The organism is Dyella subtropica, from assembly GCF_026283965.1.
Taxonomy (GTDB): Bacteria; Pseudomonadota; Gammaproteobacteria; order Xanthomonadales; family Rhodanobacteraceae; genus Dyella_D; species Dyella_D subtropica.
This window is the reverse complement of sequence record NZ_JAPDPD010000022.1, coordinates 33,365-54,090: the sequence shown is the minus strand read 5'-3', so window position 1 is coordinate 54,090 and position 20,726 is coordinate 33,365. Positions and strand designations below refer to the sequence as shown.

Genomic DNA, 20,726 nt, shown 5'->3' with positions numbered 1-20,726 from the left:
CCGCCGCGCCGGCCGGCGCGGCGATGGCGCTTGCCGGCCTCGCGAATGGGCCGGGCGCCTCGGCAACAGATGGAGGGGAGGGCAGCTTCCCAGGATGGGAAGTGGCATACGCAAAGGAACGTATCCATCGAGATGGACAAGACATGGGAATACCCAATGCCGCTGATTGAATCGCAGTACGTTCGCGCCCCTTCGTTCGAGGTCTTTCTTCGCTACGCACCGCTCCTGCATGCGCCACCTGCGCCTCGGCGGGTGTAACCGTTTCCCCCACTCGCCTGAGCGATTGATCCGGGACGTTGTCTCGACATGACCATCGCGCGCGGTCGGCGATCGCGCGCGTAAGCAAGCCAACAGGGGCGCGGAGAACAGAGGGACACGGCTGGTGCGGAACCCATAGTGGCTCCGCGCCCAGGGCGTTTGCGTGCCCGCGATTCGTGACCTCCGGCTTCCGGCTCCTGTCCCCACAGAAGGAGAAGGTATGAACAAGATCCACAGCAAAGTCTGGAGCCGCGCGCTGAATCAGCTCGTGGTCGCTTCGGAGATAGCCGCGTGCCATCGCGGTGGCTCGCAGGGGCAAAGTCGGCGCCGTCCATCATCGCGAGGCCTGGGCCCCGCGGTTTTCACCGTGCTGATGGCGTCGGGCGGGATCGGATGGACTTCGTTCGCGCAGGCACAGTCGGTGGATTGCACCGCGGCGCCTTACAACACCTACAACGGCACCGCCTCGTGCATGGGTTTTGGGGCCAAGGCCAGTGGGACCGGAGCCACGGCACTGGGTTCGACCGCCAACGCTTCCGTACTGGGCGCGCTCGCGGTGGGGTACGCAGCCCAGGGTACGGGACAGAACGGTATAGCCGTTGGCTTTCAGGCTTATGCCAATGCGATTAACTCTGTTTATTTGGGCGCGCGCAGCGCTGCAGGCACGGGAGCGACCTCGGGGGGCGCCATTGGCATCGGTACCGACGTGACGGCTTCCGGCGGGAATGCCATTGGCATCGGTACCCAGGCGATAGCTTCGGGTGTCTCTGCCATCGCCACTGGCGCGTCGAGCACGGCCACCGGGAACTACGCCGCGGCACTGGGCTATCAAGCCAACGCCAGCGCTGACTATGCCACCGCCATTGGCTACCAAACGCTGGCGAGCGGACCCGAAGCCGTCGCGATGGGTTATGTGGCCAACGGTTCTGGGCAACACGCTGTTGCTATCGGCTTTCAGTCCATCGCCAGTGGCCTCAATGCCGTGTATTTGGGTGCGCGTACCGTGGCGGGCACGGGAGCGACCGCGGCGGGGGCGGTTGGCATTGGCACGGATGTGACTTCCTCCGGCCCCTCTTCGCTGGCAGCGGGCACGGTAGCTTTCGCCTCGGCGCAGAACGCCGTGGCATTGGGAGCAGGAAGCAGTGCAACGTTTATCAATGATGTGGCGATCGGTTGGAATGCCAAAGCCAGCGGAACCAGCAACGGTGGCGCGGTGGCGTTGGGAGATTCGACCACTGCCGCGGGTTGGCGATCGGCGGCTGTCGGCGAGGGTGCCAATGCGTCCAGCGACTTTACGACGGCGTTGGGGGATTCCGCCCAAGCCACTGGCGCAGGTGCAACGGCAATCGGTTCAAATGCCGCATCGGCCGCGGCGACGGCATCCGCGCAAAATGCGGTGGCGATAGGTGGTGGCGCCACTGCTTCGGGGAATTCGTCGGTGGCGTTGGGTACCTCCGATCCCCTCATAGAGGGCGGTTCATCTGCACCAGCAGCAGTGGCGGGCGCTGCGGCGTCGGGCATTCGTGCGGTTGCAATTGGGGCCGGCGCGAATGCGGGTGGCTCCTCGTCCATCGCCCTCGGTGATTCGGCTCAGACGGGCGCCAATGCCGATGCCATCGCCATGGGCACGAATGCAACGGTGTCAGGCGGTAGCGCCATCGCATTGGGCAACGCGACGGTTGCGAGCAATGCCAATACGACAGCGGTTGGCTACCGCGCAACGGCCAGCGGAACCTATGCCACCGCACTTGGCGCGTCCGCCACGGCGTCGGGCACCGGCGCGATCGCTATCGGCGCCAACAGCCTGCCCTCCGCGTCTGCCAATGCGCTAGGCACGGTGTCGGTGGCCATCGGCAACCATGCCTTTGCGTACAACACCCAGGATTTGGCGCTTGGGCCTAACGCAGTGGCGGGTGTTTCGGGCTCAGCCACGATCACCAATGACACGGCGGTTGGCTATAACGCACAGGCGACGGGCGGTAATGCATTTGCCGGAGGTAGTGGCTCCTCGGCCTTGGCAGCATCGAGCGTTGCGTTGGGTAATTCGTCGTCCGTATTGGCTGCGGCCGGCACCGGCTCGGTGGCGATGGGCAACGCGTCGACGGTCCATTCCGGCATCGGAGCCGTTGCGATCGGTCAGCAACAATCCGCGTCCGGCAATGGCGCGGTTGCCATCGGCGATCCCAATACAGCCACCGGCAACGGCGCGATCGCGATGGGCGCCAACAACACCGCCAACGGTGATGGCGCGGTGGCGATGGGCAATACCAACAATGCGCAGGGTGTGGGTTCCATTGCCATCGGCAACACCAGCAATGCGCTGGCCGCCGGCGCGGTGGCTTTCGGCAACGCTGCCGCCGCCAACAACGCAAACGACGTGGCGCTTGGCTCCAACTCGACCACCGCGACCGCAGTTGGCACGCCGAACTACAACATCAACGGCACCACTTATAACTTCGCTGGTACCACGCCGAGCAGCACGGTGAGCGTGGGCGCATTGAACGCCGAGCGCACCATCACCAACGTGGCGGCGGGACGGATCAGCGGCAGCAGCACGGATGCGATCAATGGCTCGCAGTTGTTTGCGACCAACCAGGCGGTGAACTCGGTGGGCACTACGGTGACCAACCTCGGCAACACGGTGACCAACCTGGGTAACACCATCGCCACCGGCATCGGCGGTAGCACGACCTACAACCCGGCCACCGGCGCGCTGACCACCAATGTCACTTACGGTGGCGCTACGTACAGCTCGCTGCAGCAGGTGTTCAACCAGATCAGCGGCGTGGTGAACGGCGGGGGCATCAAATACTTCCATGCCAATTCCGCGCTTGCCGACTCCAATGCGGCCGGTACCAACAGTGTGGCGATCGGGCCGGTATCCACCGCCAGCACGGCGAACGCGGTGTCGATCGGCAACGGTGCCACCGCCGGTGCGAACGCGGGCGATGTGGCGCTGGGCTCCAACTCGACCACCGCAACCGCAGTTGGCACGCCGAACTACAACATCAACGGCACCACTTATAACTTCGCTGGTACCACGCCGAGCAGCACGGTGAGCGTGGGCGCATTGAACGCCGAGCGCACCATCACCAACGTGGCGGCGGGACGGATCAGCGGCAGCAGCACGGATGCGATCAATGGCTCGCAGTTGTTTGCGACCAACCAGGCGGTGAACTCGGTGGGCACTACGGTGACCAACCTCGGCAACACGGTGACCAACCTGGGTAACACCATCGCCACCGGCATCGGCGGTAGCACGACCTACAACCCGGCCACCGGCGCGCTGACCACCAATGTCACTTACGGTGGCGCTACGTACAGCTCGCTGCAGCAGGTGTTCAACCAGATCAGCGGCGTGGTGAACGGCGGGGGCATCAAATACTTCCATGCCAATTCCGCGCTTGCCGACTCCAATGCGGCCGGTACCAACAGTGTGGCGATCGGGCCGGTATCCACCGCCAGCACGGCGAACGCGGTGTCGATCGGCAACGGTGCCACCGCCGGTGCGAACGCGGGCGATGTGGCGCTGGGCTCCAACTCGACCACCGCAACCGCAGTTGGCACGCCGAACTACAACATCAACGGCACCACTTATAACTTCGCTGGTACCACGCCGAGCAGCACGGTGAGCGTGGGCGCATTGAACGCCGAGCGCACCATCACCAACGTCGCTGCAGGCCGCATCAGCGGCAGCAGCACGGATGCGATCAATGGCTCGCAGTTGTTTGGGACCAACCAGGCGGTGAACTCGGTGGGCACCACGGTGACCAACCTCGGCAACACGGTGACCAACCTGGGTAACAGCATCGCCACCAGCATCGGCGGCAGCACCACCTACAACCCGGCCACGGGCGCGCTGACCACCAATGTCAGTTACGGCGGCAATACGTATAGCTCACTGCAACAGGTGTTCAACCAGATCAGCGGTGTGGTGAACGGCGGGGGCATCAAGTACTTCCATGCCAACTCCGCGCTGACCGACTCCAATGCGGCCGGCGCGAACAGCGTGGCGATCGGGCCGGTATCCACCGCCAGCACGGCGAACGCGGTGTCGATCGGCAACGGTGCCACCGCCGGTGCGAACGCGGGCGATGTGGCGCTGGGCTCCAACTCGACCACCGCGACCGCAGTCGGCACGCCGAACTACAGCATCAACGGCACCACTTATAACTTCGCCGGCACTACGCCGAGCAGCACGGTGAGCGTGGGCGCGTTGAATGCGGAACGCACGATCACCAACGTCGCCGCAGGCCGCATCAGTGGCTCCAGCACGGATGCGATCAACGGCTCGCAGTTGTTCGCCACCAACCAGGCACTGGTGAACCTGAGCAGCACCGTGACCGCCAGCACGACGCACTACTACAGCGTGAACGACAACGGCGCGCACGGTGGCAACTACACCAACAACGGCGCTACCGGTCTCGACGCGCTGGCGGCGGGCGTGGGGGCCGCTGCAGCGGCGGACAGTGGCACCGCGCTGGGCCAGAACACGAGCGTCTCGGTGCTGAGCGGCGTGGCGCTGGGTTCGGGTGCGGTGTCCGATCGCGCGATCGCGCCAAGCTCCGGCTCGATCCTGGTCGGCACCAATGTCGTGCCGTACAACACCACCGACCGCACCTTGCTCGGCGCCATCTCGGTAGGTAACGCCACCAGCTTCCGCCAGATCACCAATGTTGCGGACGGTACGCAGGACCAGGATGCGGTGACCCTGCGTCAGTTGAAGGGCGCCATGGGCTCATTCTCGGTGACGCCTATCAAGTATTTCCACGCCAACTCCAGCGCCTCCGATTCGCTCGCGACCGGTGCGGAATCGGTGGCGGTCGGTCCCAAGACCACGGTGAACGGCGACAACGGCATTGGCGTGGGCAACGGTGCGATCGTGCAGCAGACGGCGCCGGGTGGCACGGCCATCGGCCAGAACGCCACGGTGAACCTTGCCGATGGCGTGGCGCTGGGCACCAACGCGACGTCCAACGGCATCCAGGCCATGGCGCTGGGCGCGGGCACGCAAGCGGCCTATGCCGGCAGTGTGGCGCTGGGTGCGGGTTCGGTCACCGCCGCACCAGTCGCTACGGCCAGCACCATTCTCAACGGCACCACGTACAACTTCGCCGGCACGACGCCGGGCTCGACCGTGAGCGTGGGTGCGGTAGGTGCCGAACGCACGATCACTAACGTTGCTGCAGGCCGCATCAGTGGCAGCAGCACAGATGCGATCAACGGCTCGCAGCTGTTCTCGACCAACCAGGCGCTCAACACCGTGGGCACCACGGTGACCAGCCTGGGCAACTCGATCGCCAACAGCTATGGCGGCAGCACCACCTACAACCCGAGTACCGGCACGCTCAACACCAGCATCACTTATAGCGGCGCTACGTACAGCTCGCTGCAGCAGGTGTTCAACCAGATCAGCGGCGTGGTGAACGGCGGAGGCATCAAATACTTCCATGCCAATTCCACGCTGGCCGACTCCAATGCGGCTGGCACCAACAGCGTGGCGATCGGGCCGGTGTCCACCGCCAGCACGGTGAACGCGGTGTCGATCGGCAACGGCGCCACTGCGGGTGCGAACGCGGGCGACGTGGCGCTAGGCGCGGGCAGCACCACCAGCGCGGCGGTGGTCACCACCGGCGGCACCATCGATGGTCATACCTACGCCTACGCCGGCACCGCGCCGACCAGCACGGTGAGCGTGGGCACAGCGGGAGCGGAGCGCACGGTCACCAACGTAGCGGCGGGTCAGGTGAATGCGAACAGCACCGATGCCATCAACGGCTCCCAGCTGTTCGCCACCAACCAGGCCGTGGAGAGCCTGAGCAGCAGCGTGACCGCCGGCGCGACGCACTACTACAGCGTGAACGACAACGGCACGCACGGAGGCAACTACACCAATAACGGCGCGACCGGTCTCGATGCATTGGCGGCGGGCGTGGGGGCCGCGGCAACGGCGAACAGCGGCACCGCGCTGGGGCAGAACACGAGCGTCTCGATACTGGGCGGCGTGGCGCTGGGTTCGGGCGCGGTGTCCGATCGCGCGATCGCGCCAAGCTCCGGCTCGATCCTGGTCGGCACCAATGTCGTGCCGTACAACACCACCGATCGCACCTTGCTCGGCGCGGTTTCGGTAGGCAACGCCACCGGTTTTCGCCAGATCACCAACGTAGCGGACGGCACGGCGGATCAGGACGCGGTGACGTTGCGTCAATTGAAGGGCGCGATGAGTTCGTTCTCGGTGACGCCGATCAAGTATTTCCACGCCAACTCCAGCGCCTCCGATTCGTTGGCGGCGGGTGCGGAATCGGTAGCGGTCGGTCCCAAGACCACGGTGAATGGCGACAACGGCATTGGCGTGGGCAACGGTGCCATCGTGCAGCAGACGGCACCGGGTGGCACAGCCATCGGCCAGAACGCCACGGTGAACCTGGCCGATGGCGTGGCGCTGGGTACCAATGCTACGTCCAACGGCATCCAGGCCATGGCGCTGGGCGCGGGCACGCAGGCGGCCTATGCCGGCAGTGTGGCGCTGGGCGCGGGTTCGGTCACCGCCGCGCCTGTCGCTACGGCCAGCACCACTCTCAACGGCACCACGTACAACTTCGCTGGCACCACGCCGGGCTCGACTGTGAGCGTGGGCGCGGCAGGTGCGGAACGCACCCTCACCAACGTGGCGGCGGGACGGATCAGCGCGACCAGCACGGACGCGATCAACGGTTCGCAGTTGTATGCCACCAATCAGACGCTGCAGCAGTTGGGTTCGCAGGTCATCAATCTGTCCAACACGATCCACAACCCGCCACCCGGCGGTGGTGGTGGTGGCGGCACCACCATCACTACCTACCAGACCAGCAGCGGCAACAACACGGCATCTTCGGCCACTGGCGGCAACTCGACGGCGGCTGGCGCGGGTTCCACGGCTTCGGGCAACAACAGCACTGCCGTCGGCGCCGGCTCCACCGCCAGCGGCGACAACAGCGTGGCGGTCGGCACGGGTTCGGTGGCGTCCGCGGCCAACTCAGTGTCGGTGGGCTCGGCGGGACATGAGCGCACAGTCACGAACGTGGCCGCAGGCACCGCCGCCACGGATGCGGTGAATGTGGGGCAGTTGAGCGATGCCATCACGCAGGCCAAGGACTGGTCCAAGAACTACACCGACCAGCGCTTCCAGAGCGTCAACCGCGACCTCAATCGCGTCGGCAACCGAGCCAATGCCGGCGTCGCCTCGGCGATGGCGATGGCCAGCCTGCCGCAGGCCTACCAGCCCAACCAGAGTTCGGCGGGCGTGGCGTTGGGTAGCTTCCACGGTGAAAGCGGCATCGCTATCGGCGTGTCGACCATCAGCGAAAGCGGTCGCTACGTGTTCAAGCTCAACGCCACCAGCAATACGCGCGGGGATACCGGCGCGGGTGTCGGCGCGGGCGTGGTGTGGTGAGCGCGGGCGTGTCCATGCATATTCAAGGAACTCAATTCATGCGTATTCATTTCAAAGGCCTTCATTTCAAAGGCATTGTCGCCACGTCGATCGCGCTCGCCCTGGCCGCTTGCGGCAATGTCAGCCGCGACGTGGCGAAGGACGGCCACAACGCCAGCGAACAGGTGTGGCCGGCGCCGGACAGTGTCACCCCCATGCACAAGGGCGGCACCTTCCCCAACCTGGCCAATCTTCGGCAGGTGAGGGCAGGGCTCAACAAACCACAATTGTCCGACCTGATCGGCTATCCGCATTTCAGCGAGGGCGTGTGGGGAGTGCGCGAGTGGAACTACGTGTTCAACTTCCGGAAACCCGGCAGCGACGAAGTGACGGTGTGCCAGTACAAGGTGCTGTTCGACGAGAACCGGCTAGCGCGCAGCTTCTACTGGAAACCCGAGTCGTGCGCGGCGCTGCTCGCGGAACCGGCGTCAGCCGTACCCGCAGCAGCGGCCCCCGCGCCGAACAAATCGCGCGTACTTTCCGCCGATGCCTTGTTCGCCTTCGACAAGGCAACCCTGACCCCGGCCGGGCACCGGGCACTGGATGATCTGGCCGCGGAGCTGCGCGACCAGGGCGACAAACTGCACGCCGTGCGCATCGTCGGCTACACCGACCGTCTCGGTGGCGAGACGTACAACCAGAAGCTGTCGCAGCGTCGCGCCGACGCGGTGATGAACTACCTGGTGGAGCAGGGCGCACCCGCCGGACGCATCCGCGCCGACGGCCATGGCGCCGCCGACCCGGTGAAGGACTGCCCGGACGGCCCGCGCACGCAGCTCATCGCCTGCCTCGCGCCGAACCGGCGCGTGGAAGTGAAGATCGATAGCGGAGACTGAGAACCGGAGCCATGGCTACTTGGTGGTCATGGCACGAGGCGCCAAGGACGGCGCCACTTTGGGAAGTCGAGAACGGCTTGCCAGGAATGCAACCATTTGCGGCTTCGCCGGCACTACCTGTTTTGAGCTTCGTACTTTCGTGTGCGCATCCAGTAGCGCTGGGTTACACCATTGTCTACGGACACACGAGCCAGGAAGCAGGGGGCCTCCATGCGAACCATGTCGTGCAAAGAGTTGGTCGGGGGTCGGGATCGCTTCTTATCGACCGAGCTTGAGTTCCATCGTCAGGCTTGCCCCGCCACGCCATGGAATCGGCAAGGGTGAACTATCGAAATATCCAAGGACTTCGGGCGATCGCCGCCCTGATGGTTTTTGCGAGCCATCTGTTCTGGGACATCATTCCCATGCGAACGCATTGGGCAAAGCCCTATATCGTGCCCATCGGACCGGCCGGGGTTGATATCTTCTTTGTGATATCGGGGTTCATCATCTACAACGTCGCCAAGCGATCGGCGGCACAGGTGGACGTCGTGGGCCGAGGCCGCGCGGTCTACGAGTTCGCCATGAAGCGGATCATCAGAATCTATCCGCTCTATTGGATCGCTTTTGGCGTGGCCGCGCTGATCATGATATGGGTTCCGCTACCGGCATCGTTTGTGAAAAAGCCTCAGTTGGAACTCTTCTTTCTGATTGACGGCATCCCTAACTTTCGCGTCCAGGCCGCGTGGACGTTGACCCTCGAAGTCTACTTTTATGCGGTAACGGCGCTGAGCATCTTTCTTTTCCCAAAGAAACTCTTTGCGGGACTGCTCATCTGGTTTGCGGTTGTCGGCTTGGCCGCCATGCTCGCGACGGTCTTCGATCTGCCCATTCCCTTGGACTATGCATTCGCTCCGATATTGCTGGAGTTCTTGTTAGGCATCGTTATCGGACTTCTCATCGAAAGCGGCCACAGTCGCTTCTACGCAGCGTCCCTTTGCATTGGCGTTATTTGGATGCTTTTCGGGGCAGTCGAGCTGCTGCACCATGCAGGTCGGGTGCCGCAATCGTATCTGTTGCGATTGGTGTGCTGGGGATTTCCGGCCGCTCTCATCGTCTATGGGGCACTCGCGCTCGAGATGCGAAATACCTGGATCATGCCGAAAATCTTGCAATACCTGGGTGACGCCTCGTTCTCGATCTATTTGTGGCACGCCATCATGTTCAATGCTGTCGCCGCGGTATTCGTGCATCTCGGATGGGTAGGGGTGGTTGATCGAACCTTACTTGCCACACTCATGGGTGTCATAGGGTTGGGGGTCGGGCTGCTCAGTTATCACTCCCTGGAGAAGCCCTCGCGCAAATTGCTTGGGGAATACTTCATAGGGCGAGGTGTCCCTATGGCTGGCGGCCCGCTTTGGTCGAACGATCGAGCGAACGCACCAGTGGCCCAACGTCTGGAGCCACTTCAACCCTCTTCATACGATCGGTAGCGATCCAACATCGCTGGCGAACGACATCCAAGGCCACTATTTCTCTCTTAGAGCCTGTTCAAAATCTCTACGTCGGAACATAGGGGGCGGGGCAGGCGCTGTCAGGTGTCTTTTGTGTTCGCGACAATCGACGTGCTATCGCGACCTGGCCGCTTATGCAGCGGGCATTCCGGACGCCTGCCGGCGCCCGGGTCACTTTCTCTTTGCTGACCCAAAGAGAAAGTAACCAAAGAGAAATGGTCTGAAAGCGTGGTGCGCTTCGTGGCGACGCTTTTTCCAGTGTCAGACGTTAGAAGCGTGGCGTTACCAAGAGGCTCGTGCTCTCGTCATCTCCCGCGCAAGACGGAGAGAATCAAAAGCTATGCAAGGCGACACATCAGAAAACCATCCCGACGCCTGACACTGGATAAGACACAGCTACAGAGCACATCGCCTGCTCTGAGGCCATTTCTCTTGGGTTACTTTCTCTTTACTCCGGGCATCCATGCCCTCCGCCCTTCGGGCCAGCTGCGCTGTTCGCACCCGCTCCTGCGGGTGCGTGGTCCAGCAAAGAGAAAGTGACCCGACTCGCGGCAGCGAGGCGGAACGCCCGCTGCGTAAGCGGCCAGGTCGCGATAACCCAACATCAAAGCAAGAAACCGCGAATCAAAGGCTTACCTCCGCGAGCAGAGGGCGAGCAGTTCAATACAGAACCAGAGATTTTGAACTGGCTCTTACAGATGGTGCGCTGCATTTCATGGCGTGGCGGTGACAGACTCCGCCAAGCGGATACCTCGTGTGGTGCGCAGCTGCTGCAAGGCATGTTGCGCTGTTGAAGTGGAACTCGTTGTCGCTGGTGCAACCGTGTAGACACCTGCATCGTTGGGGCCGCTTACTGTCTGCAACCGAAGGGCATGAAGCAACGCATTCCAATCGCCCAGTGTCATGGATGTGTCGGGCACGACGCGGATCGCGCCTGGGACCGTGGCGGGAGGCTCTTGACTGAGTGTGCGGTACATGGGACTTCCGCCCGCCGGCCATAACTTCACGCCCAATGCACCGATGCCGATGGCCTGGATCAGCACCGTGGCGACCAGTGCTCGGGTCAACCCGTTTCGCGACCGTGAACGAAGTTGAAGATCAGGCGTATCAAGGCGACCTAGCAAGCGCTTCAACCCGACATTGGCGTCGATCGGAATATCCGAGGGCAGCGACACGGCGGGCCGCAAGCGACTTTGTTGTGCAAACTCTACACGGCACGATTCACAGTGCGCCAAATGACTTTCCAACCACATGCTTTGGGTTTGAGTGGCCGTGTTTTGCAGTACCCAAGGCATCGCTTCCCAGGCACGGAGGCAGTCCTTGCCTGCATCAGTCGGGAACGTCATGGCTCGCGCTCTCGATGTCTTGGCAAGTCCCCAGCCAAGGTTGGGAGAACGTTGCGAAGCTTGACCCGCGCGTGGAACAGACGCGCCTTCACCGTGCCTACGGGGCACTGCATGATGATGGCGACATCGTCCAAGGAATGACCCACCCCATAGACCAGTTCGATCACGACCCGTTGATCCACGGACAGGTGATCGAGCCCCTTGCTCAACCAGTCGCGCAACTCACGATCTTCATCCAGATCATTGGCGTGGTTGCTATGTTCCTGCAAAGCGTCGTCTTCGACAGGCTCGTCACCATGTTGCCGTAGGGCCTTCAGCCCACAGCGATAGGCGATGCCCATGAGCCAGGTGGAAACGCGTGAGTTCCCATGAAAGCTGTCCGCCTTCTGCCAGGCGATCCAGAGGCAGTCGTTGATGACCTCATCAATGATGTCGGCGCGTCGCGTCAATCGAGAAAGGAAGCGGCATAGCCTGCTGTGATAACTGCGATAAAGCACCCCCAATGCGACACGATCACCCATGGACATGCGTTGGAGCAGCATGCGATCAGTGGCATCAGCATCGATAACGTCGTCGTTCATGGGTGCCGAGGAGGTCATTGGGATGTGCCTTGGTGACCGTGTAGGTGCCGTGACAACGTAAAAAAGTTGTCTCCGGGTCGGAGGGTCGCGAAATCGCTGCGCCCTGAAGGCGGGGAGCACAGACCGCCCCATGGCCGCCATGCCCCAGGGGCGGCCGCGATGCGATCGAGTTCAACCCGCCTAGATCCCTTGCCCCACAACCTTCCCGCCTGACCGTAGCCGTGGGGAATCGCATATGCGACGTGATCGCGAATCTCGACCCAAAGATGTGGATTCTCGGTGAAGGAGTGCCAGAGTCGTGGCGACACCTGATTAGCGTCGAATCACAGCTCGCGAGCTGTTTGCTCCCTCCCTTGCTTGCAGGGGAGGGTTGGGGAGGGGTGGGCCCTAGAGAAAGCGTTTCGGGAGGGGCTTTCTCAAGTGTTCACCCCCTCCCGGCCTCCCCCTGCAAGCAAGGGGAGGAGAAAACCGCGCCAGCTGTGATTCGACACTAATCAGGCTGTTAGCAGAAGGAGGGGAACATCGCGCTCCCTGAAGTAGCGGCCTCCGACTCCTTCGCCATCCTTTCACACCTTACCGACGAGCATCTCCGGGTGATGAAGACGTACCGTTGATTCACCTGGGCATGCATTGTCCATGGTGTGGCTTGAAATGGGAGATCTAGCCAAGGGCTCCAAGCCATGCGTGTCATTTCGTTGGTTTATACGGCCTTGCTCAGCGTGATGCTGGGCGCCGGTGGCATCTTGCTGAGTTCACATAGCGCACAAGCCCAACAGGCGGCTGCAACCAACGCCAGCACAGCAGCTGTCGAGCACGGCGCTTCCAGCGGACTCAGTCAGAGCGATATCGCGAAAATGCTGCCGGCCACCGACATGGGGGCCAATGCTGCACGCCAGAACAATCCACATCTGCCATCGGTCAGCGACAGCCTGGCCACGCCGTTCGATGCCGCCTCGATTCCGGTCAACCCGCTGGCGCCGAACGCCGACGCGATCGGCGCGAAAACCTGTGTGGCCTGCCACGCGCAGGAAAACCTGCAAGCCTCGCACAGCCTGCACGTTGCCTCGTTCCGCGCCGGTGCGGCGAACAGGGGCCCACAGGCCGCCTGCGAGACCTGCCACGGCCCCGGTTCCGACCACGCCAAGCAGCCAACCGCACCGGGTTCGATCATCGCGTTCACCCACGATGCGAAGACGTCGCCGCAAGAGCAGGCCGGTGTATGCCTGAGCTGTCATGCCGGCGGCGCACGGCAGCACTGGATCGGTTCGATCCATCAGAACCGCGGGCTGTCCTGCACCGATTGCCACAATCCGATGGCGCGGCTTTCGCCGGAGGGCGTGCTGGCGAAGTCGTCGATCGACGAGGTCTGCGCGACTTGCCATCAGGACATCCGCGCCAAGTTCAACCGTCGCTCGCACATGCCGCTGCCGGAAGGGCAGATGGCCTGCACCGATTGCCACAACCCGCACGGCAGCATCACCAAGCCGCTGCTGAAGACCGATACGGTCAACGAGACTTGTTATAGCTGCCACGCCGAGAAGCGCGGGCCGTTCCTGTTCGAGCACGCGCCGGTGCGCGCGAACTGCCTCAACTGTCACGACGTGCACGGCTCCAACCAGCAGACCCTGCTGGTCGCGCCGATTCCGATGCTGTGCCAGCAGTGCCACACCATGACGCTCCACCCGAACGATCTGCAGACCCCGGCCGGACTCGGCACCGGCCCGCATCCGGACGAGCGGCTGATCGGGCGCGGCTGCTTGACCTGCCATACCAATATCCACGGTTCGAACCATCCTTCCGGATCGAAGCTCCACGAGTGATGGAGGCGGACGATGTTTGCGCTGAAGGGAAATCGCATGACGCCGACAGCCCTGACTCTGGGCCTGCTACTGGCGTTGTTCGGCACGCGGGAGGCGCTGGCTGGTGACACCAGCGGCACCATGCGTGTGGGTGACATGCAGTTTGGCAATGCACTCGACCCGCGCGGCTGGACGCCGATGCTGCAACCGAGCGATCCCGATGGCATGTCGTATCTGCACGCAGGCATGCTGCGCACGCCCACCGGCGCGCTGTATCCGTATCCGCCGATGGTCGATCCGGGCAAGCCGCTGGGGCAGGGCGACTGGACCTATGCCGGGGTGCTCGAATTCGGCTACCTCCACGTCGGCGGTGACCGCAACGCGGAATATTTCCGCCAATACGCCGACTGGCGTAGCGGCGCCGTGCTGGGCCTGCTCGCACTCGACTTCGAAAATCGGAAGACCGGCGCATACGCCGAATTCCGCGGCGACCACCTCAGCGGCGACGACCAGTTCTATCGCCTGCGCGCCGGCCGTTACGGCAGCTACCGTATCGAGGGCTTTTACCGCGACATGCCGCATACCGTGTCGACCAACGCTTACCCGATCTGGAATGGTGTCGGCACCACCGACCTGACCTTGCCCGCGCGGCTGGTCGCCGGTGCCAGCACACCGGCGCAGGTGGCGGCAGTATCTGCGACCGTCCCCCGGCGCACTATCGGGCTTAACCGCACTCGCGAAGGGCTCAGCTACGAGGGCGTGCTGTATCGCGACTGGATAGGCTCGGCTGCGATCACCAACGAGAAGCGCACGGGTACCCGACTGTGGGGCGGCTCGATGTTCTTCAACTACCCGTTTCCCGACAACGGCGGCGCTCTGGAGACGGTGCGGCCCGTCGACTTCCGCACCACCGATATCAACCTCAGTGTGCGCAACGTCGGCAAGATCTGGCACTTCCTGGCCACCTACAACGGCTCGTTCTTCCGTAACCACAAGGACCACCTGAACTTCGAGAGTCCGTTTGCCCTGTACAACGTGGCCGGCACGCCGCAGGTGGCCGATATCAAAAACGGCCAGTCCTCGCTGGAGCCGGACAACGACTACCACAACCTGCGGCTGGACCTGTCGCGCGAACTGAAGTGGAGCGGCCAGCTCACCCTGGCTGGGGCGTGGGGCACGATGCGCCAGAACGATGCGCTGCTGCCGCCAACCACGTGCACCGGCACCGGCGGCGTCTTTATTGCGCCCACGGCCGACTACACCTTTCCATGCGCGAACTGGAACACCACCGCGGCGTTGTCACAGCGCAGCGCACATGCGCGCATCGATACCGGCCTGTTCGATGCACGGGTGACCTTCCATCCCACGCCCGTGTTCGGCTGGCATGCCGGCTTGCGCTGGTATCGCGAGGACAACAAGACCCGCTACCTCTCCTACAACCCGCTCACCGGCCAGTACGGTTTCATCTCCGAGAACGGTTCGCAGGGCAGCATCGTGCCGGGAGAGACCGGCATCTTCGATCCGAACAACCCGCTGTATCGGTCAGCCAACATCCCTGTGCGCAACGTGCCTTTCAGCTATACCGATTCTCAGCTCGAACTCGGCGCCGACTGGCAACTCGGCCGCAAGACCTCGCTCGGCGTCACCTACACCTACGACCAAAATCAGCCGAAGTATCGCGAGCGCAAGCGCGTCGATGACCAGCGCATCAAGTTCGACTGGGTCAATCGCGATGTCGTTGGCGCTACCGTGCGGCTGAGCTGGGAATACGCCAAGCGTGACGGCGGCAAGTACAACTACGATCCCTTCGTGCCGTTCTACTCCGAGTCGCTGCCCGGCTTCGTCACTCCGGCCATTGGCCTGCCGGCCTACACCGTCGCCGACATGCGCAAGTACGATCTGTCCAATCGCACAGAGAGCAAGGCACGTGTGATCGTCACCTATCCATGGGGTGACTCGGCCACGCTTTCGACCACGTTCTACGGCAATCGCGATCACTACGATGCCTTGATCGGCCGGCAAAGCACCAGTACGACCGGTGCCACCGTGCAGTGGGATTGGCAGCCGACCCCGGCGACCACCATGAACGCCTACCTCGGTGTGGAAGGCTCACACATGGGCATCTCCAACATCAACGATGCCGACAATTCTGACAATGGCAATGCCTACGGCCGGATCGGCCAGGCCAACCCCCATCTCGGTGGGCCGCTATATCCGTATGCGAACCAGTGGTGGGAATTCGACCGCGAAAGCAATCGCAATGCCGGTCTCAGCGTCAGTCATGCCATCGGCCGCGCGCGTGTCGACCTCAGCTACAACTACACCGGCTCGTTCGGTCATGTCGGTTACAACTACGCCACCATCGGCGCGCTGGCCTACCGCGATGCTGCTGGCGTTGCCGCGGCCAGCAGCGGTTTTCCCGACAACAAATACCGCACCAATACGCTCGACCTGGGCCTGAGCTTTCGCGTCAATAGCAACGTCGGCGTGCGCCTGTACGGCCGCTACGAAACGGGCGCATTCAGTGATTGGCATTACGCCGGGCTCAACAACACGCTGAGCTACGACCACCGCCTCTATACCGACAAGGGCGGCCAGCTGCACTACAGCGTGAGCGTGGTGGGCGTCATGTTGAGCCTGAAGTTGTAGGAGCCGTGATGACGTCTCGCACAAGTCTCCTGTTGGCCTGCCTGCTGATGTCGACCGTCGTGCCCGGCGTTAACGCACAGCAACCGGCGGCCAGTACGTTCGCTGCGCCGACCAGCGTGTTGGACCTGCGCCGCATGCAGCCGATCAGCGGCGACGCCAAGGCCGGTGCCGGCAAGGCTGCGGTTTGCGCTGCCTGCCATGGTGCACAGGGTGTGGCGATTGCACCGAACTTCCCGAACCTGGCCGGGCAATCGGCGACCTATCTCTATGTGCAGTTGAAAGAATTCCACGACAGCCAGCGCACCGATCCGGTGATGACCGGCCAGGCCACCGCGTTGAGTGATGACGACATGCGTGACCTGGCCAGCTACTACGCCTCGCTGACGCCCAAGCCGGCAGGGCAGGCCGATACGAGCTCGCGCGGTGCGCAGTTGTATCTGGCCGGCGATCCCACGCAAGGCATTCCGCCTTGCCAAGCGTGCCACGGACCGGCAGGCCTCGGCCCACAGCCGCATCCGAGCACCGCACCGCAACCACCATGGGCCACGTTTCCACATCTGCGCGGCCAGTCCGGGTTGTATCTGACCAAGCAACTGGACGACTTCAAGCGCGGCACGCGTGCCGGCAGCAGTAATGCGAAGGTGATGCACGGCGTGGCGCAGACGCTTAGCGATGAGGATATGCAGGCGCTGGCGAGCTACCTCAGTAGCTGGTGATGTCGGTCGAGGGGGGGCTGGGCCGCTCTTACCAGCATTCCAAGTTGCCAGGGCGTATGAGCGTGGTGTTGGTTTGCTCTTGCTCTTCGGGGGCCCCTGTGGAGCGGTGAGGGCTGGACGAAAAGGCCCGCAGGGGCATGGGCAAGGATGCCCATGCCTCCCGACAGGACACCAAACGTCGTGTCGAAAAGCCCGGCCAGCCCTCACGGACTCGGAGGGCGAAGCCCGGAGAGCGCGTAACCGGGGTGGCCTCTCTTTTGGTTACTTTTCTCTGGCCAAACAGAGAAAAGTGACTCGGACCGCGGCAGCGGTTCGAAAGCCCGCGGTCCCACGGGGACTCCCTTCGGTCGCAACGAGCCAGGTCGCGATAACGCGAACATCGAAGCGTCAACGCTACTGGACCCCGGCCTACGCCGGGGTGACGACAATGAGAGGTTATCGCGAGCACCCGCCCCTCACCTCAATCCTCTCCCCGGAGGGGAGAGGAGGCAAAGGCACACACCATCTCGCCAGCTTTGAAGATACGCAACCTTTCCCCACCCAGACGGCACTCAATGAAAAGTCGGTCACGTTCAAATCCACAGCCTGGCCTGGAATATGGAAATCGAGCGAATCCAGTTGCAGACGCACGGCGACCACGGCGGCATGCTCATTGCGCTGGAGGAGGATCGGAACGTGCCCTTTGTGATCCGGCGCGTGTACTACATATTTGGCACGAAGAACGACGTGCATCGGGGTCGGCACGCACACCGCCATCTGCATCAACTGGCGGTGGCGGTGCGAGGCTCTGTCACCTTTCTGCTGGACGACGGCAGTGGGGCTGAAGAGGTCGTTCTCGACGACCCCTCGCATGGGCTGATGCTCGGTCGCATGGTATGGCGCGAGCTGTACGACTTCAGCGACGATTGCGTGCTGATGGTGCTGGCCGACCAGTTGTACGATCCCAGCGACTACATCACCGACTACGCCGAATTCCTGCGCGAGGTCAGCGGCTCCATGTACGTCGAGGACATGGCAGCATGTCAAGGCCACTAGTCCTGATCGGGGCAGGGGAGTTCGCGCAGATCGCCTGTGAATACTTCGAGCACGACAGCGACTATGACGTGGTAGCTTTCAGTGTCGAACGCGACTATCTCAAAGAGCCGATGCTAGCGGATCGTCCCGTGGTGGCCTACGAGACATTGGAAACACACTACCCACCGGCCGATGTCGACGTGTTTGTCGCCATCCCGTCCAGCCAACTCAATCGCCTGCGCACGCGCTTCTATCAAGATGTGAAGCGCAGGGGCTATCGGCTCGCCACGTATGTCAGTACGCGCGCCTTCGTATGGCGCAATGCCGAAGTAGGCGAAAACAGTTTCATCTTCGAAGGCAATGTGATCCAGCCCTTCGTTCGCATCGGCAACAATTGCATCCTCTGGAGCGGCAACCATGTCGGGCATCGCACCATCGTGGGCGATAACGTATTCGTCGCCTCGCATGCGGTTATTTCCGGCTATTGCGAGATTGGCGAAAACAGTTTTATCGGCGTGAACGCCACGTTCAACGACCACGTAAAAGTCGCGCCCGACAATGTGATTGGCGCCGGTGCGCTGGTCACGCGCGATACGGAGCCCGGCTTGGTCTATGTCGGGTCACCGGCCCATGCGGTGCCCGGCAGGTCCAGCCTCGAAGTGAGGCTCTAAAGAACCCATGTTCCAGTGGACGAAGAAAGGGTTGGTGTTCGACACCGCACAGCGGGGCGTGGGCGGCTGGATGCAGCACTCGGCGCTTACGCCGACGCCATATCGCCTCGACGATGACCTCATTCGCGTCTACGCAGGGTTTCGCGACGCCGAAGGTGTCAGCCGCATTGGCTACGTCGACGTGCGAGCAGCTGATCCTGCGATTATCGTGCGCGTCAGTGCGGCACCGGTGCTGGACATAGGTCGGGACGGCTGCTTCGACGACCACGGCGTGATCCTGGGCGATATCGTCGATGCGCCGGGCGGCCTGCACATGTTCTATGTCGGCTTTCAGCGTGTGGCCAAGGCCAAGTTTCTGGCCTTTACGGGCCTGGCGGTCTCCAGCGATGGTGGCGATCGCTACCAGCGTGTGCAGGAAACACCCATCTTGGATCGTGCGCAAGGTCGCAGCACCATCGGTGCCGTGCATTCGGTCATTCGCGAAAATGGTCGCTGGCGCATGTGGTATGCCGTTGGCGACGATTGGGAAACCATCAACGGCCAGCCTTTTCCGCGTTACCACATCCGTTATGCGGAGACGGGCGATCCCAGGGCGATGCCGCGCGAGGATCGCGTATGCCTGCTTCCTCGTGGTAGCGAGTATCGAATTGGCCGGCCACGTGTCTACCGGCTGGGCGGCAAGTACGTGATGTACTTCACGCGAGGCAATGTGACCGGTGAATACTTTCCGGGCGTTGCCTACAGCGATGACGGCATCGAATGGGAGCGCCGCGACGAAGAGTTCGGCATGACGCTGTCCGACAGTGGTTGGGATTCGCGGGTCATCTGCTATCCCGCCCTGATTCGCCAGCGCGACAAGCTATTGATGTTCTACAACGGCAACGACATGGGGGTGGATGGATTCGGCGTTGCCGAGGTCAACCACGCCTGCTTGGATGGTGGTGCGGATGTTCACGGTTAGACCCTACGTTCAAGCCGATGCGGACGCTTGGGATGCGTCGGTCGAGCGCTCCCGAAACGGCAACCTGTTGCATCGGCGTGGCTATATGGATTACCACGCCGATCGCTTTGTCGACCAATCGCTGATCGTGGAGAAAAACGGCGAGATGGTGGCGGTCTTTCCTGCCAACCTTCAGGGCAACCTGGTGATGAGTCACGGCGGCCTGACTTATGCCGGTCTCATAACGACCCATGCCCTGCGTGCCGAATCGACGCTTGCCGCGTTCGAACAGATCGGCAGCCACTATCGTGGGCTCGGCGTGGAACGAGTGGTCTACAAGGCGGTGCCGCATGTGTTTCATGCCTATCCTGCCGAGGAAGATCTGTATGCCTTGCATCGACTGGGAGCACAGCTGAAACGGCGTGATCTTTCCTCGGTCATTTCCTTGCAGGAAACGTTTCACTTCACGGAGGGGCGCAAGCGTTCCATCAACAAGGCAAGAAAGGCGGGTATCCAATTGCAGGCCAGCACCGATCCTGCGCCTTTTCATGCATTGCTTACGGAAGTGCTGCACAAGCACGACGTCCTTCCGACTCACAGCCTGAAGGAGTTGTGCCTGCTGCAAGCGCGCTTCCCCCAGAGGGTCGTGCTGCATGAAGCACGCCGCGAGGAGGCGTTGCTGGCGGGTGTGCTTGTCTACGATTTCGGCAGGGTGGTGCACACGCAGTACATGGCCGCGTCGGAGGAGGGGCAGCGCCTGGGGGCGCTCAGTTTCTTGCTGTCGGAACTGATCGGCGGTATCTACGCCAACAGGGCTTATTTCAGCTTCGGCATTTCTACCGAAAGGGAAGGGCGAGTGCTCAACAGCGGCCTGGTTACACAAAAAGAATATTTCGGCGCCCGTGCCGTCGTGCACGATTTCTATGAATGGCCGCTCTGATGGAAACATCCC

The 20,726-nt window shown here is 62.7% G+C and carries 12 protein-coding genes; 10 read left to right on the top strand and 2 right to left on the bottom strand.

The features are described from left to right. The first annotated feature begins 478 nt into the window (after nucleotides 1-478). The 3 genes from OUZ45_RS17415 to OUZ45_RS17405 all read left to right on the top strand — a co-directional run bounded on the left by OUZ45_RS17415 (nucleotide 479) and on the right by OUZ45_RS17405 (nucleotide 10,037). Nucleotides 479-7,690 carry an ESPR-type extended signal peptide-containing protein gene (locus tag OUZ45_RS17415; protein WP_266171430.1) on the top strand — a complete coding sequence of 2,404 codons (7,212 nt, stop codon included), beginning with the start codon at nucleotides 479-481 and terminating at the stop codon, nucleotides 7,688-7,690. 38 nt (nucleotides 7,691-7,728) lie between these two features. Further along, nucleotides 7,729-8,565, top strand: a complete 837-nt coding sequence (locus OUZ45_RS17410; RefSeq protein WP_266171429.1) for an OmpA family protein — start codon at nucleotides 7,729-7,731, stop codon at nucleotides 8,563-8,565. Between the two features lie 320 nt (nucleotides 8,566-8,885). Further along, nucleotides 8,886-10,037 carry an acyltransferase family protein gene (locus OUZ45_RS17405; protein WP_266171428.1) on the top strand — a complete coding sequence of 384 codons (1,152 nt, stop codon included), beginning with the start codon at nucleotides 8,886-8,888 and terminating at the stop codon, nucleotides 10,035-10,037. A gap of 734 nt (nucleotides 10,038-10,771) precedes the next feature. Here the strand turns inward: OUZ45_RS17405 and OUZ45_RS20905 are convergent. Both OUZ45_RS20905 and OUZ45_RS17395 read right to left on the bottom strand, forming a co-directional pair. Continuing rightward, nucleotides 10,772-11,125: a hypothetical protein gene (locus OUZ45_RS20905; protein WP_425601705.1), complete on the bottom strand. Its 354-nt coding sequence runs from the start codon at nucleotides 11,123-11,125 to the stop codon at nucleotides 10,772-10,774. A gap of 275 nt (nucleotides 11,126-11,400) precedes the next feature. Continuing rightward, nucleotides 11,401-11,985, bottom strand: a complete 585-nt coding sequence (locus OUZ45_RS17395) for a sigma-70 family RNA polymerase sigma factor (protein ID WP_266171462.1) — start codon at nucleotides 11,983-11,985, stop codon at nucleotides 11,401-11,403. Between the two features lie 680 nt (nucleotides 11,986-12,665). Between OUZ45_RS17395 and OUZ45_RS17390 the strand changes: the two genes are divergently transcribed. The 7 genes from OUZ45_RS17390 to OUZ45_RS17360 all read left to right on the top strand — a co-directional run bounded on the left by OUZ45_RS17390 (nucleotide 12,666) and on the right by OUZ45_RS17360 (nucleotide 20,714). Beyond that, nucleotides 12,666-13,805, top strand: coding sequence for a DmsE family decaheme c-type cytochrome (locus tag OUZ45_RS17390; RefSeq protein WP_266171426.1), 1,140 nt, complete (start codon nucleotides 12,666-12,668; stop codon nucleotides 13,803-13,805). Between the two features lie 36 nt (nucleotides 13,806-13,841). Continuing rightward, on the top strand, nucleotides 13,842-16,433 hold the full coding sequence (locus tag OUZ45_RS17385) for an MtrB/PioB family outer membrane beta-barrel protein (protein ID WP_266171425.1): 2,592 nt from the start codon (nucleotides 13,842-13,844) through the stop codon (nucleotides 16,431-16,433). 8 nt (nucleotides 16,434-16,441) lie between these two features. Continuing rightward, the gene (locus OUZ45_RS17380; protein ID WP_266171424.1) at nucleotides 16,442-17,149 is read left to right on the top strand and encodes a c-type cytochrome; all 708 of its coding nucleotides are present in this window, start codon (nucleotides 16,442-16,444) and stop codon (nucleotides 17,147-17,149) included. Nucleotides 17,150-17,746: 597 nt separating this feature from the next. After that, nucleotides 17,747-18,184, top strand: a complete 438-nt coding sequence (locus tag OUZ45_RS17375) for a sugar 3,4-ketoisomerase (RefSeq protein ID WP_266171423.1) — start codon at nucleotides 17,747-17,749, stop codon at nucleotides 18,182-18,184. Continuing rightward, on the top strand, nucleotides 18,169-18,834 hold the full coding sequence (locus OUZ45_RS17370) for an acetyltransferase (RefSeq protein ID WP_266171422.1): 666 nt from the start codon (nucleotides 18,169-18,171) through the stop codon (nucleotides 18,832-18,834). Before OUZ45_RS17375 ends, OUZ45_RS17370 begins: the two co-directional genes overlap by 16 nt. Nucleotides 18,835-18,841: 7 nt before the next feature. After that, the gene (locus OUZ45_RS17365) at nucleotides 18,842-19,795 is read left to right on the top strand and encodes a glycoside hydrolase family protein (protein ID WP_266171421.1); all 954 of its coding nucleotides are present in this window, start codon (nucleotides 18,842-18,844) and stop codon (nucleotides 19,793-19,795) included. Further along, a complete protein-coding gene (locus OUZ45_RS17360) occupies nucleotides 19,782-20,714 on the top strand; it encodes a GNAT family N-acetyltransferase (RefSeq protein ID WP_266171461.1) in 933 nt (310 codons plus the stop codon). Before OUZ45_RS17365 ends, OUZ45_RS17360 begins: the two co-directional genes overlap by 14 nt. Nucleotides 20,715-20,726 lie beyond the last annotated feature (12 nt).